Annotated in this window: 14 protein-coding genes and 1 pseudogene; 10 read left to right on the forward strand and 5 right to left on the reverse strand. The window is 66.2% G+C overall.

Annotated elements, in window-relative coordinates; genetic code table 11:
- The first annotated feature begins 20 nt into the window (after positions 1–20).
- Complete coding sequence (locus G5S38_RS11630) at positions 21–506, forward strand: MarR family winged helix-turn-helix transcriptional regulator (RefSeq protein WP_165068769.1); 486 nt, start codon at positions 21–23, stop codon at positions 504–506.
- A 116-nt stretch (positions 507–622) separates the two neighbouring features.
- Here G5S38_RS11630 and G5S38_RS11635 read toward each other — a convergent pair whose 3' ends face one another.
- Together G5S38_RS11635 and G5S38_RS11640 are read right to left on the reverse strand one after the other, a co-directional pair.
- The gene (locus tag G5S38_RS11635) at positions 623–1,114 is read right to left on the reverse strand and encodes an FBP domain-containing protein (RefSeq protein ID WP_165068772.1); all 492 of its coding nucleotides are present in this window, start codon (positions 1,112–1,114) and stop codon (positions 623–625) included.
- A gap of 238 nt (positions 1,115–1,352) precedes the next feature.
- On the reverse strand, positions 1,353–2,636 hold the full coding sequence (locus G5S38_RS11640) for an ATP-binding protein (RefSeq protein ID WP_165068774.1): 1,284 nt from the start codon (positions 2,634–2,636) through the stop codon (positions 1,353–1,355).
- 332 nt (positions 2,637–2,968) lie between these two features.
- Here G5S38_RS11640 and G5S38_RS11645 point away from each other — a divergent pair, with 332 nt between their 5' ends.
- Positions 2,969–3,373, forward strand: a complete 405-nt coding sequence (locus G5S38_RS11645) for a hypothetical protein (RefSeq protein ID WP_165068777.1) — start codon at positions 2,969–2,971, stop codon at positions 3,371–3,373.
- Between the two features lie 302 nt (positions 3,374–3,675).
- Here G5S38_RS11645 and G5S38_RS11650 read toward each other — a convergent pair whose 3' ends face one another.
- The gene (locus G5S38_RS11650) at positions 3,676–4,335 is read right to left on the reverse strand and encodes an FMN-dependent NADH-azoreductase (protein ID WP_165068780.1); all 660 of its coding nucleotides are present in this window, start codon (positions 4,333–4,335) and stop codon (positions 3,676–3,678) included.
- 78 nt (positions 4,336–4,413) lie between these two features.
- Between G5S38_RS11650 and G5S38_RS11655 the strand changes: the two genes are divergently transcribed.
- A complete protein-coding gene (locus tag G5S38_RS11655; protein WP_165068782.1) occupies positions 4,414–4,755 on the forward strand; it encodes a winged helix-turn-helix transcriptional regulator in 342 nt (113 codons plus the stop codon).
- An 11-nt stretch (positions 4,756–4,766) separates the two neighbouring features.
- Here G5S38_RS11655 and G5S38_RS11660 read toward each other — a convergent pair whose 3' ends face one another.
- Positions 4,767–5,390, reverse strand: coding sequence for a TetR/AcrR family transcriptional regulator (locus G5S38_RS11660; protein ID WP_165068785.1), 624 nt, complete (start codon positions 5,388–5,390; stop codon positions 4,767–4,769).
- Between the two features lie 54 nt (positions 5,391–5,444).
- On the opposite strand from G5S38_RS11660, the gene G5S38_RS11665 reads away from it, so the two are divergent.
- From G5S38_RS11665 to G5S38_RS11680, 4 genes are all read left to right on the forward strand, one after another.
- Positions 5,445–6,242 carry an SDR family NAD(P)-dependent oxidoreductase gene (locus tag G5S38_RS11665; protein ID WP_165068787.1) on the forward strand — a complete coding sequence of 266 codons (798 nt, stop codon included), beginning with the start codon at positions 5,445–5,447 and terminating at the stop codon, positions 6,240–6,242.
- Complete coding sequence (locus G5S38_RS11670) at positions 6,242–7,165, forward strand: SDR family NAD(P)-dependent oxidoreductase (protein ID WP_165068790.1); 924 nt, start codon at positions 6,242–6,244, stop codon at positions 7,163–7,165. Before G5S38_RS11665 ends, G5S38_RS11670 begins: the two co-directional genes overlap by 1 nt.
- 116 nt (positions 7,166–7,281) lie before the next feature.
- On the forward strand, positions 7,282–8,805 hold the full coding sequence (gene exaC, locus G5S38_RS11675) for an acetaldehyde dehydrogenase ExaC (protein WP_165068793.1): 1,524 nt from the start codon (positions 7,282–7,284) through the stop codon (positions 8,803–8,805).
- Positions 8,806–8,870: 65 nt separating this feature from the next.
- Positions 8,871–9,251, forward strand: coding sequence for a DUF779 domain-containing protein (locus G5S38_RS11680; RefSeq protein WP_165068805.1), 381 nt, complete (start codon positions 8,871–8,873; stop codon positions 9,249–9,251).
- Positions 9,252–9,350: 99 nt separating this feature from the next.
- On the opposite strand, the gene G5S38_RS11685 is transcribed toward G5S38_RS11680, so the two are convergent.
- A complete protein-coding gene (locus tag G5S38_RS11685; RefSeq protein ID WP_165068795.1) occupies positions 9,351–10,394 on the reverse strand; it encodes a LacI family DNA-binding transcriptional regulator in 1,044 nt (347 codons plus the stop codon).
- 249 nt (positions 10,395–10,643) lie between these two features.
- On the opposite strand from G5S38_RS11685, the gene G5S38_RS11690 reads away from it, so the two are divergent.
- The 3 genes and pseudogenes from G5S38_RS11690 to G5S38_RS16005 form a co-directional block, all read left to right on the forward strand.
- Positions 10,644–11,846 carry a sugar ABC transporter substrate-binding protein gene (locus G5S38_RS11690; protein ID WP_165068798.1) on the forward strand — a complete coding sequence of 401 codons (1,203 nt, stop codon included), beginning with the start codon at positions 10,644–10,646 and terminating at the stop codon, positions 11,844–11,846.
- A gap of 6 nt (positions 11,847–11,852) precedes the next feature.
- Complete coding sequence (locus tag G5S38_RS11695) at positions 11,853–12,125, forward strand: sugar ABC transporter permease (RefSeq protein WP_165068800.1); 273 nt, start codon at positions 11,853–11,855, stop codon at positions 12,123–12,125.
- A 97-nt stretch (positions 12,126–12,222) separates the two neighbouring features.
- Positions 12,223–12,346: pseudogene (locus tag G5S38_RS16005) on the forward strand (IS982 family transposase); the annotation flags it as partial.

Below are 12,346 nucleotides of genomic sequence, written 5' to 3' on the forward strand. Positions count from 1 at the left end.
CCATTAGGGTACTATGCATTATGGCTCCTGAACCCGGTGAACGCCCAGACAGCGACGTCACGATCGACGACCCCCTCAGTCTGGACCAGCAGGTGTGCTTCGCTTTGTCGGTCGCCTCGAGGCTCGTCGTCGGCGCTTACACCCCAGTGCTCAAACCGCTCGGCCTCACCCACCCGCAGTACCTCGTCATGCTGGCGCTGTGGGAGAAGGAACCCCGCAGCCTCTCAGAGCTGGCGAATGCCCTGCGCCTGGAGCCCCCTACCCTGTCGCCGCTGCTCAAGCGATTGGAGGCGGCGGGGTTCATCACCCGCCAGCGTTCGGTTGACGACGAGCGAAACCTCGCGGTGCGGCTGACGACCTCGGGCCGCGAACTGCGCGCCCAGGCGATCGCCGTTCCGCCCCAGGTGGTGGCAGCCCTCGGCGCAGAGGAGCGCGACCTCACCGACCTGCTCGCGCGCCTCACCGGGCTGATTCAGCAGATCTCGCCCTCGGTGAGCGGCCGATAGCGGAGGTTGACTTCGACCCGTCCGTCGCCCCCGTTCACGAGCGGAAGCGGGAGCGGCGAGCCACGTGAGTACTGTGTGCTCGATCCGTGGCGGAGTGCGAATTGCGCGGCAGCACCTCACGATGCATCCTGCACCGTGGCCGCGAAGGCGGCAGAGATCACCTGGAGTGTCGCGATCCGCTCTTCGCGCGCAGCCTCCCGATCGAACCCGATGTACGCCGACGGCGGGAGCTTGCGCACGTTCGCGGAGCACTCGAAATCCGCGCACAGCAGGGTGCCGACGGTGTTGCCGTTGCGCCCGGCCGTGCCCGCGCGGCGTGCCGAGTACATCACCACGTCGTTGGGAAGCGTGATGTCGCGGCACCACGAGCACTGGGCGCGCGAGCGCGGGGTTGCCTCTGGCTGCTGCAGCATGATGCCGACGGGGCCTCCCGGAGTGGGGATGACCACGTACGACCGCCTTGCGCGCTTCGGGTCGCGCCAGCCTAGGTAGTCCAGCCTGCCCCAGTCGGTGTCGATGAAGCCGGCGGGCAGGGTGAGGTCGGCGATCTCCTTGCGCGAGGCATTGACGAATGACGCGCGGATTTCTTTGTCGCTGAGAACGAGCATGGTGAAACTCCTGGTGATGTGATGTTCGCGCACCGGTGTCGTGCGCAAAATCGAAAGGGGTGAAAGGGGGGTCGCGGTGGGAAGCGACTACCTGCCGCCGGCGAAGTATTCGCCGGCGACCTCCCAGCGCCCGAGGGGCATCACCTGCACGAACGAAGTCATCACGCGGCCATCGTACGCCCGCGCTTGAGCGCGGTCCGGTCGGTCGCGGGCTCGCTGTGCCACGTCACCCGGGCCGCTAGAGGCGGGCCAGCGAGCCGATGTCTTCGAGGAAGGCGTCGGCGACATCGTTGGAGACAGTAGCCCGGGTCGCCGCGATGGCCTCGATGTAGTCGGCTGTCGCCGGCCCCGAGTCTTCGGTGACCGCACCGGCCGCGAGCGCGTTCTCGAGGGCGCCCTGGGATGCCTTGCGGGCGGCGTACTCGATGTCGGCGGGGGAGAACCCGTCGGTGCGGGCGACGAGTTCGGTGACCGTGATGCCGGGCAGTACGTGGGCGGGAATGTACCGGGACCAGATCGAGGTGCGGGCATCGCTGTCGGGGAGCCCGATGGGAATGACGTAGTCGAAGCGTCCGTGTCGGAGGAACGCGGAGTCGAGGGAGCGGATGAAGTTGGTGGCGCAGACCAGGAGGCGGTTCGGCTGGTCGCGGAAGGTGGGGATGATCTTCAGCAGCTCGTTAGTGACGCCCTGCATGGCAGACGGGGGTTCGCCGCCCCGCTGCACCGCGATCTCTTCGACCTCGTCGATGAAGACCACCGCGTGCTCGAGGTCAGCGATCTTCAGGAATGTCTCCCGCAGTGCACCCGCCAGTCCGCTGGGGTCCGACGCCAGCCGGGAGGGGAACACCTCGACGAACGACCATTCCAGTCGCGACGCGATGGCGCGCGCGAACGTGGTCTTGCCCGTGCCGGGAGGACCGAAGAGCACCACGGCGCTCGGCGGGACGACACCGAACTGTTCCGCGAGATCGGCACGGGCGAGCGGGGTCACGAGGCGTTTCTCGAGGAGGTCCTTTTCGCGCTGCATCCCACCGATGCCGTCCCATAGGCCCCGTGGAAGGATGCGCCCGCCGAGCTCGTTCAAGGCCGTCAGTTCGTTGCGCTGCACGGGAATGCGACGCTCGAAATAGCGCAGGTTCGCCTTCGCCTCGAAACCCTGCTCGCTGAACGCGTCGAGCCGGGTGGCCGTTTCAGGCAGCAGAACCGACAGTTTTGACAGGCCCAACGGAGCCATCCGCTTTTCGAGCGCCGCGAGCAGTCTGCCTCCGATACCTCGGCCCCGGTGTTCTGACGCAGTCGACAGGAAGACGATCCACCCCTGTGCGTGCGCGGCTCGACCGACCGCGGCCCCGATCACCACGTCGTTGTGGACGGCGACCACGGCGTGGTCCTGCTGGCAGGAGGCGAGCACTTCGGACAGGCCGTAGACGGGCTCGACCTGCGACACCCGCATCTCCTCCCAGAGATGCAGGATTGCGTCGATGTCGTCGGGGTGGAAATCACGGATGCGGGTTTGCGACATTGCAGGCACTTTCGGTCCGGCGGGAAGGGACACACTCGGGCGCCCGGGTGGAGACGCGCGGGGAGCAGATGTTTCCCGGTCGGTGGACCCGGAGTAGCAGTACTTCTCTGTAGGTGAAGAGGCCCTCAATATACAGCGCGTCGACGACCGTCTCCTGCCCGCTGTCGGGTACCGCGAACCTGCCGCGGCACGGCGGGAACGGAACCGATCGCGCGATTTTGTGACGATTCCGCCCCGAGCCACGACTTACAACAGGACAGACACAAGGGACACGGCATCGCGCCGGATGACCCTCGCTCGAATCGGGCCCATGACCTGGAGGAGAACATTCGATGAGCTGGCTTGCGCGAGACGTCTACCGCCGACGCAACAGAGGCGTGTGGTTCGCGTTGGGCGCGGGAGTGTTCGGGGTCGTGGGGGTCCTGGTCGTCGTCCTCCTGCCCGTGCTCGCCCTGGTGGGCAGCAGCGCGTCATTCGCCCCCGTCATCGCGATTCCCTACGGCCGCATCACGCTGGTGATCGTCGGTGGGTACGCGCTCGCGCTGGGGCTGCTGGCGCTGGCCGGCCTCTCGAAGTACGGCGCGCTGTCGTGGATCGCGGCGATCGCAGCCGTCACCAGCAGCCTCATCGTCTCCGTCTATCCGCTGTTCGCGGTCGCATTCACCGCCGTCGACACCGCCGGCGACGTCATCCCCTGGATCCTCGACCTGATCAACGACGTGCGCGCCGGTATCTGATCCGCACGCACGTCGCACCACTCCAACTCCTCCCTGGAGAACCCTGCTCATGACTTCATCCCGCACCACCCGACGTCCATCACCGCACAGCACCCGAGTCACCCTGGTTCGCGCAGCTGCAGTCGAAGCGGTCGGCACCTTCCTCCTGGTACTCGTGGGCACCGGGGTTGCAGCGTCGCCAACCTCGGGGTCACGTCACCAGCAGATACCGCCACCCCGTTCCAGGCGTTCGCTGTCGTGATACTCGTCGGCTTCCTGCTTGTACCGACGCCCATCACGCGGGCAGGCAATAGTCCTGAAATTCAGGCCGCGCTGGTGCGCGGCCGTCGCTTCGCGAGCTCACGCCCCGACTCGCGTGCCCCGTCTTCGGCGTCGGCCTTGATCGTGGCGGCCTGCTCCGCGAACGCGTCGAGGGCGGGGTTCACTCCCACCAGCGTGAACGGGCGGCTCACGACGCGCAGATCGAGTCCCCACACGTCGGCGAGCACGCGGCGCAACCACGGAGTCGAGTGGTCCCAGCCTTCTTTGGGCGTGCCGGGATCGTAGTTGCCCCCGAGCACCGTCACCAGCGTTGCGGGCTTGCCGCGCAGCGCAGTGCCCTGCGGATTGATGCGCGGGTCGGTGTATGCCACGTCGAACCACGCCTTGAAGTGCTGCGAGACGCCGTAGTTGTACAACGGAACGGCGAACAGCAGAGCGTCGGCACTCACCAGCTCGTCGGCGAGCGTGGCGGCGAGGGCTGCCGCGTCGCGCTGGTCGGGTGTGCGGTCAGCCTCGGGAACGAACCCGGCGCTCACCGCGTTCTGCCACGCGGTGGCGGGAATGGGGTCACCGGCGAGGTCGCGTCGCGTGACGACCGAGTCGGCGTGAACACTGGTCCACTGCTCTTCGACGAGGTCGGCGAGGGAACGACTGGCGGAGGTGGCGGGGAAGATACTGGCGTCCAAGCGGAACAGAGTCACGGGTCATCCAATCTTGTAAACAGAGTCGCTATGGTTTTAATAGCGAGTATGCCGACGCTAGCACGGTAGAATCGAGTCATGACCCCCGAGCACATGGATATTCACGTGTGCGATGCCGCGGTGAGTCTGGCCTTCTCGGTGCTGGGAAAGCGGTGGAACGGCATGATCCTCTCCACGCTCGGGGGAGGCGCGCTGTCGTTCGCGGCCCTGCGGCGCAGCGTGACCGGTATCAGCGACGCGGTGCTCTCCGACCGCCTCACCGAACTCGCCGACGCGACCCTGGTGACCCGCACCGTGACCGACGGCCCACCCATCGCCGTCTCGTATGCCCTCACCCCGAGCGGGAAGGAACTGCTGCCCGTGCTCGACCAATTGGGCACGTGGGCCGCAGCAAACCTGACCCCCGCACCCGGGCGCTGAGCGACGTCGATTCAGGCCGGGTCGGTGCCGTCGGTCGCCGCCTTGTGGAGTGGATCGAGCGCGGAGTCGAGCGCGGCTTCGAGGGGCCATGCGGCGCGGAGCGGTTGGCTCATCACCAGGCCGCCCTGGATGGCGGCGAGGATGACGATCGCGATGCGAACGGGGTCGGCGCCCGGGTGAACGTGGCCGGCAGCCTGCATCCTGATGACCCCGGAGGCTAGGGCGTCGCGCCAGCTGTCCATGCTCTGGGCGATCACGCCCTCGAGGTCAGGATCGGTCATTGCCGCCTGTGTCGCGAGTGACCCGATCGGGCATGCCCAGCGGCCGAGACCGAGGTAATAGTCGACGAGGGCCTCCCGCCAGGCGGTCCAGGATTCCCAGGTGCCGAGGTCGTTCAGGTGCGGCTGCTGGGCCGCCATCAACTGGGATGCCTCCCATTGTGCGACCTCGCGCATGAGCTCGGCCTTGCCGCCGGGAAAGTAGTGGAAGAGCTGGCTCTTGCTCGTGAGGGTCGCCGCGCGCACGGTGTCGAGGGTGGTTCCGCCGATACCCGACGCCAGTATCTGCTCGCCGGTCGCCTCGATGATGCGCTGCCGGGTGGCCCGGCCGCGATCGGTGATCCTCTTCTCCTCCATGCCCCGATCCTACCGCGGTGGACCGAACGGTCCACCGACTGCTATAACTGGACTATGAAGTCCAACATCGAAGAACTCGACATCCTCGCCCGCGATTCCCGCCTCGACGCGCGCACGGCGCTCATCACCGGCTCGACCAGCGGCATCGGGGAGGCGATCGCCCGCGTGCTCGCCGCGTCCGGAGCCACCGTCGTCGTGAGCGGCCGAGACGCGGACCGGGCCGACGCGGTCGCCCGGTCCATCGCCGATGCGGGTGGTCAGGCCCACGCCGTCACCGCCGACCTCGGAGGCTCCTACGCCGACATCCGCGCCCTCGCTACGGAGGCGACGGCCATCGCCGGCGGACGCATCGACATCCTCGTGAACAATGCGGGCATCTACCCGGTCTCGCCCACCGCTGACCTCTCCGACGCCGACCTCGACGCCCTGCTGGCGACGAACATCCGAGCCCCGCACGTGCTCGTCGCAGAACTCGCACCCGCGATGGCCGAGCGAGGCGAGGGCGCCGTCATCAATATCGGTTCATGGATGTCGCGAGTCGGCGTACCGTTCGGTGCTGCGTACACCGCCTCGAAGGCTGCCGTGGAACAGATGACCCGCACGTGGGCGGCCGAGTTCGGACCCCGCGGGATCACCGTCATGACCGTGGCGCCGGGTGCGACAAGCACCCCGGGCAACGCCGACAGCGCCGATGCACTCGCGGCGATGACGTCGGGCACACCCGCGGGGCGGCCGGTGCGCCCCGTCGACATTGCGTTCGCCGTTCGGTGGCTCGTCTCCGGCGAGGCAGCCTTCATGCACGGCAGTGTTCTCGACGTGGACGGCGGAATCCTGTCGACGAGGCCCAGCTGATGACCACCGAATTCGACGCTCATTCCACCGCGCTCGACGTCGTGGACGGCATCGACCTGCACGGCCAGACGGCACTCGTCACCGGCGCGAGCTCCGGCATCGGAGTCGAAACTGCCCGTGCCTTGGCAGCAGCCGGGGCGAGTGTCGTGCTCGCCGTGCGCGACGCGGAGGCGGGGGAACGAACTGCCGACGACATTCGACGAACCACCGGCGCCGGCCAGGTGCGCGTAATGCAGCTCGACCTCGCCGACCTCGGATCGGTGCACCGGGCCGTCGACTCCTGGGCGGGGCCGCTGCACATTCTCGTCGCCAATGCCGGCGTGATGCACACCCCCGAGTTGCGAACGGGTGACGGCCGCGAGCTGCAGTTCGGTGTCAACCACGTGGGTCATTTCGCGCTCGCGGTCGGCCTTCGCGGTGCGCTCGCCGACGCCGGGGGAGCGCGCATCATCGCGCTCTCGTCGAGCGGGCATGCGGCAAGTGGCATCCGTTTCGACGACATCGACTTTCGCCGGGACGCCTACGATTCAGGGCTCGCCTACGGGCAGTCGAAGACGGCGAACGTGCTGTTCGCGCTCGAGGCGACGCGCCGCTGGGCCGACGACGGTATCGCCGCCACGGCGGTCATGCCGGGCGGCATCTGGACCGGCCTGCAGCGGTGGTGGGATCCGGCTGTGCTCGCCGACATGAAGCGCCAGTACGTCGAGGGCGTGAAGACGGTCGAGCAGGGAGCCGCCACCACGGTGTTCGCCGCAACGCGCGCGGCCCTCGGCCCGGGAGCGCCCGCCTACTGGGAGGACTGCCGGCCGGCGCAGGTCGTGCCGCGCATCACCGACGGGTTGCACGGCGTCGTTCCGCACGCCGTCGACCCCGAGGCGGCGGAGCGCCTGTGGGAGCACTCGCTGGGCTACCTCACGCCCTAGCCGGAACAACCTCGAACGGGGGGATGCCGATACCGTTTACGCCCATGCATGGCGCGTAGCATGCATGGGCGGCCCGATTCGGGCCGCACACGACAATGATGTCGAAAGGGATACACATGACCATTTACGCAGCCCCGGGAACCGATGGCGCGAAAGTCACCTTCAAGCCCCGCTACGAGCACTGGATCGGGGGCGAGTGGATCAAGCCCGTCAAGGGCAACTACTTCGAAGACATCTCGCCGGTGAACGGCAAGCCATTCGCCGAGGTCGGGCGCGGCACCGCCGAAGACATCGATGCAGCATTGGATGCTGCGCACAAGGCCGCGCCGGCGTGGGGCAAGACCTCCGTGACCGAGCGCGCAGCTGTGCTGAACCGGATCGCCGACGTGATCGACGCGAACCTCGAGCTGCTCGCCGTGGCCGAGACGTGGGAGAACGGCAAGGCGATCCGGGAGACGCTCAACGCCGACCTCCCGCTCGCGGCCGACCACTTTCGCTACTTCGCCGCGGCGATCCGCGCTCAGGACGACGACCACGCGCAGCTCGACAACGACACCGTCGCGTACCACTTTCAGGAGCCGCTGGGGGTCGTCGGGCAGATCATCCCCTGGAACTTCCCCATCCTGATGGCGGTGTGGAAGCTCGCCCCCGCGCTCGCCGCAGGCAATGCGGTCGTGCTGAAGCCCGCAGAACAGACCCCCGTGTCGATCCTCGTGCTGATCGAGCTCATCGGCGACATCCTGCCCGCCGGCGTGCTGAACATCGTCAACGGGTTCGGGGTCGAAGCGGGCAAGCCGCTCGCGTCGAGCCCACGCATCCGCAAGATCGCGTTCACGGGCGAGACCAGCACCGGCCGGCTCATCTCGCAGTACGCCAGCGCCAACCTCATCCCGGTCACGCTCGAGCTCGGCGGCAAGTCGCCGAACATCTTCTTCAAGGACGTCGCCGACGAGAACGACGCGTTCTACGACAAGGCCCAGGAGGGCTTCACTCTCTTCGCCTTCAACCAGGGGGAGGTGTGCACGGCGCCCAGCCGCGCGCTCATCCACAAGCCCATCTACGACTCGTTCCTCGAGACGGTGACGGCGCGCACCGCCAAGGCCATTCAGGGCAATCCCCTCGACACCGACACGCAGGTCGGGGCACAGGCATCCAATGACCAGCTCGAGAAGATCCTGAGCTACATCGACATCGGCAAGCAGGAGGGCGCGAAGGTGCGTCTCGGCGGTGAGCGCGCCGACCTCGGCGGCGACCTCTCCGAGGGGTATTACGTGCAGCCGACGATCTTCGAGGGCCACAACAAGATGCGCCTCTTTCAGGAGGAGATCTTCGGGCCGGTGGTGGCGGTCACCTCGTTCGAGGACTACGACGACGCCATCTCGATCGCGAACGACACGCTCTATGGGCTCGGTGCCGGCGTCTGGTCGCGCAACGGCAACGTCGCCTACCGGGCGGGGCGCGACATCCAGGCCGGGCGGGTGTGGATCAACAACTACCACGCATACCCGGCGGGGGCATCGTTCGGCGGCTACAAGAGCTCGGGCATCGGCCGCGAGAACAACAAGCTGGCGCTCGACCACTACCAGCAGACGAAGAACATGCTCGTCTCGTATTCGGAGAACGCGCTCGGCTTCTTCTAAGTCGCCAGCGCAGAAGAGAGAAGGCACACGTGCTCGAGGCAACGGTCACCATTCCTGACGAAACCATGTCGCGGGTGTCGCTCAGCGACACCAGTGTCACCCTGCTTCGACAGCTGTGGGACCAGTACGGGCCGCTGATGTTCCATCAGTCGGGGGGCTGCTGCGACGGCAGCTCCCCGATGTGCTACCCGGCCGGTGATTTCCTCACCTCCGACAGCGACGTGCTGCTCGGGGTGTTCGACATCGGCGATACCGGGGCTGGTTCGGCCGACCCGAAGACCATCGAGTTCTGGATGTCGCGAGAGCAGTTCCAGTACTGGAGCCACACCCACCTGACCGTCGACGTGGTGAAGGGTCGCGGAAGTGGCTTCTCGGTCGAGGCTCCCGAGGGCGTGCGGTTCATGATCCGGTCGCGGCTGATGCAGGAGACGCTGCCGTTCGCCTGACGGCGTAGTCGTCGGCGGTGGCGGCGTGCATTGAATTAGCGCGACTCGATTGAGGGGGTAGGCGAGATTTACAGGCACCGTTCGCCGACCTCGACGCAATCACCGCGCCAAAGGCGAGCCGTCCGTAGACTCCCTGGCCACCACGCGGCAGGGGAGACTTTCTATCCCCTGGACGGTGTTTCCGGCGATCGCCTCGACCAGTCGTTTCGCGGCCATCTTCCCCAGCGATTCCAGGTTCATGTCGACGCTGGACAATGGTGGTCGTGAGGCGAGGGTAAAAATCTCCCGGTTGTCGAATCCCATAACGGCCACCTGGGCAGGGATGTCAATGCCGGACTCGCGGAGGATGTCCATCACACCGCGAGCGATCTGGTCGCTCCCGCACAATATGGCGTCGACGGCGTGGTGACTGGCCAGCAGTTGCGCGGTCGCAAGCCGACCCCACTCTTCGGTCCATGCACCGAACCATGGGCTGTTGCCGACCAAACCCAGGTTGTGGCTGTTCAAGGCGGCGGTTATGCCGGCGGCGCGGTCTATCGAGGCGGCGTAATCCTCGTCGCCAGCGATGTGGAGAATATTCTTCCTCCCCGATCTCACGAGGTGTTCGGCTGCGTCGAAGCCCGCCTGCACGTTGTCGGGGACTACTGAGATATCCCGCGCGTCGTCGGACGGCGCGTAGGCGTAGACCACGGGAACCGGGATGTTCTGGCCAAGTGACGCGCGGGGATTTGTTTTGCTGCCGACCACGATGAGTCCGTCGACTCGTCTGCTCAGCAGGGCGCGGAGGTGGAACTGCTCGCGGATCGAATCGGCGCGGGCATCGCAGAGAAAGATGGATACGTTCCCGGTGCCGAACGCGTCTTCAGCGCCCATCAGGATAGGAATGCTGAACCTGCCGTCCAGCTCTCCGGTAATCAGTCCGACTGTTCCCGTCTGACCGCTAAGCAGCCCCTGGGCGAGAACGTTCGGGGTGAAGGAGATTCGTTGTGCGGCGTCCATCACCCGAGAGCGAGTTTGCGCGCTGACCGGGTACCCGCCACTCAGTGCCTTCGATGCAGTCGCGACGGAGACGCCAGCAAGCTGCGCAACGTCTTTCAGCGTGGGGCTGCGCGAAAGTCGGGGTTCCGGTTCAGCATGCGTCATGGGTTCCCGTTCGTTTCGGTATGGATTGAGAGATTACCTGCTTGACCCCAACAAAAGCGCCTGATAACTTCTGAAAAGCTTTTCGCTGAGTTTCGTGTCTTCGAACTGGGCGACGGGCATCCACCCATCAACGACGATGAAGGCAGGGTTCTGGTGCATCACTTCTCAGCGAAAACATCCACGCGACGCTCGTTCGGTCCCACGCGATCGCTTGTCTCGATTTCGGCCCTGGCGGTAACGAGCGCTCTAGTGCTCACCGCCTGCGCCCCGGCCGGAGACTCCGACTCGCCGGCCGACTCCGGCGGCCCCGTCACCCTGACCGTGTGGCACTACGCCACGCAGGACGAGCAGCTTGACGTTCTTGACCAGTACAAGACGATGTTCGAGGAGAACAACGACGGCGTCACAGTCGAGAACGTCTACGTGCCTTACGACCAGCTGAACTCGAAACTGATCTCCTCCGCTGGTGCCCAAACGGGCCCTGACGTGGTGGTGTTCAACGGCGCAGAGGCGAGCATTCTTGCCCTCGGGGGCGCTCTCGCCCCGATGACCGAACAGTGGGACGGCTTCGCTGACAAGGACCAGTTGCCCGAGTCGGTCGTTCACATCGTCGAAGAGGAGACGTACGCCGCGCAGGGTTATGTCAGCCTTCTCGGCCTGTGGTATAATTCTGATCTTCTGGCGGAGATCGGGGTCGAGCCACCGACGACGATGGACGAGCTCAACGACGCAATGGATGCGGCGGTCGCGGCGGGCAAGCAGGGAATCACGCTGTCCGGTCGACCCCAATCCCAGGGTGAGTGGCAGGCCTACCCCTGGCTGACGAGCTTCGGTTTCGACTACGCCGATCCACAGGCCGAGCCACTCGAAGAAGCGTTCACCATGGTTCAGGAATGGACCGAGACCGGTGCCCTGAGCAAAGAGGCCGCGACGTGGGACCAGACGGTTCCCTTCCAGACCTGGGCCGCCGGCAACGTCGCATTCGCGGAGAACGGGAACTGGCAATTGGGTGCGGTGGACGACGCTGCAGACTTCGAATACGGAGTCGTGCCCATGCCGCTCGGTGACGACGGACAGGTGTACCTCGGCGGCGAGGGCCAGGGAATCGGGGCATTCAGCGAAAACCCCGACGTCGCGTGGAACTACCTCGAAGAGACGTACTTCAGCCCGGAAGGGCAGCAGATCGCCTTGACCACGGCGGGCAGCCTGCCCAGTCGAGCCGATGCCGCAGACGACGACGCCATCGCCGCCGACCCGATCCTGGCTGCGTTCGCTTCGTCCATCACTGACCTCGGGGCGAACTACCCCTCGACGGCGGTACCGGCGGAGAGCGTCGCCGACCAGCAGCTCAGCGTCGGACAGACGTGGAGCGCCGTCATCTCGGGGCAGACATCACCCAGCGATGCCGCTGACGAGCTGATCGACACGCTCACTCCACTGCTCGGCCGGTGATCTGCAATGACCACCACTCGCGATGACCGACCGGCCGCGGCTGTGAGGTCGACGCGTCAGGACGGAGGCGGCGCTCCGCGCAAGAAGAAGAGGGCACCGAACAGCAGGCGAGCTCAGCTGATGTTCGCCCTTCCCGCAGCGATCTTCCTGGCCGTGCTCTCGCTGTATCCGATGTTGCAGCTCTTTCGAATGAGCGTCAGCGCAGTGGGGTCAGCAACGCTCAACAGACCATGGGAGTTCGTCGGCCTAGACAACTTCGCGGTGGGCCTAGATGAGTGAGTCCTAATTGGTCTCGCTGTGGCCGGTGCGATGTCCCGATCGGGATAGCCCCGCGTGGTCGCTGTTAATCGTTGGCGGAGGGTGTTAAACCCTGTGTGTGAAAACCGACCTCAACACCCTCCTGACCACACTTTACGTTCATCTTGACGACCGGATCATGCCCGCGCTCGGTTTTTCAAGAGACGGGCACCCGGGCCGGAAACCGGTCCTGAACGATGTCG

Source organism: Marisediminicola senii (assembly GCF_011057645.1).
Lineage (GTDB): Bacteria > Actinomycetota > Actinomycetes > Actinomycetales > Microbacteriaceae > Marisediminicola > Marisediminicola senii.

What these genes read in the sequence shown, in the direction of transcription:
- G5S38_RS11630 (WP_165068769.1), top strand. Translation starts at nt 21, where the DNA reads ATGGCTCCTGAACCCGGTGAACGCCCAGACAGCGACGTCACGATCGAC.
- G5S38_RS11635 (WP_165068772.1), bottom strand. Translation starts at nt 1,114, where the DNA reads ATGCTCGTTCTCAGCGACAAAGAAATCCGCGCGTCATTCGTCAATGCC.
- G5S38_RS11640 (WP_165068774.1), bottom strand. Translation starts at nt 2,636, where the DNA reads ATGTCGCAAACCCGCATCCGTGATTTCCACCCCGACGACATCGACGCA.
- G5S38_RS11645 (WP_165068777.1), top strand. Translation starts at nt 2,969, where the DNA reads ATGAGCTGGCTTGCGCGAGACGTCTACCGCCGACGCAACAGAGGCGTG.
- G5S38_RS11655 (WP_165068782.1), top strand. Translation starts at nt 4,414, where the DNA reads ATGACCCCCGAGCACATGGATATTCACGTGTGCGATGCCGCGGTGAGT.
- G5S38_RS11660 (WP_165068785.1), bottom strand. Translation starts at nt 5,390, where the DNA reads ATGGAGGAGAAGAGGATCACCGATCGCGGCCGGGCCACCCGGCAGCGC.
- G5S38_RS11665 (WP_165068787.1), top strand. Translation starts at nt 5,445, where the DNA reads ATGAAGTCCAACATCGAAGAACTCGACATCCTCGCCCGCGATTCCCGC.
- G5S38_RS11670 (WP_165068790.1), top strand. Translation starts at nt 6,242, where the DNA reads ATGACCACCGAATTCGACGCTCATTCCACCGCGCTCGACGTCGTGGAC.
- exaC (WP_165068793.1), top strand. Translation starts at nt 7,282, where the DNA reads ATGACCATTTACGCAGCCCCGGGAACCGATGGCGCGAAAGTCACCTTC.
- G5S38_RS11680 (WP_165068805.1), top strand. Translation starts at nt 8,871, where the DNA reads ATGTCGCGGGTGTCGCTCAGCGACACCAGTGTCACCCTGCTTCGACAG.
- G5S38_RS11685 (WP_165068795.1), bottom strand. Translation starts at nt 10,394, where the DNA reads ATGACGCATGCTGAACCGGAACCCCGACTTTCGCGCAGCCCCACGCTG.
- G5S38_RS11695 (WP_165068800.1), top strand. Translation starts at nt 11,853, where the DNA reads ATGACCACCACTCGCGATGACCGACCGGCCGCGGCTGTGAGGTCGACG.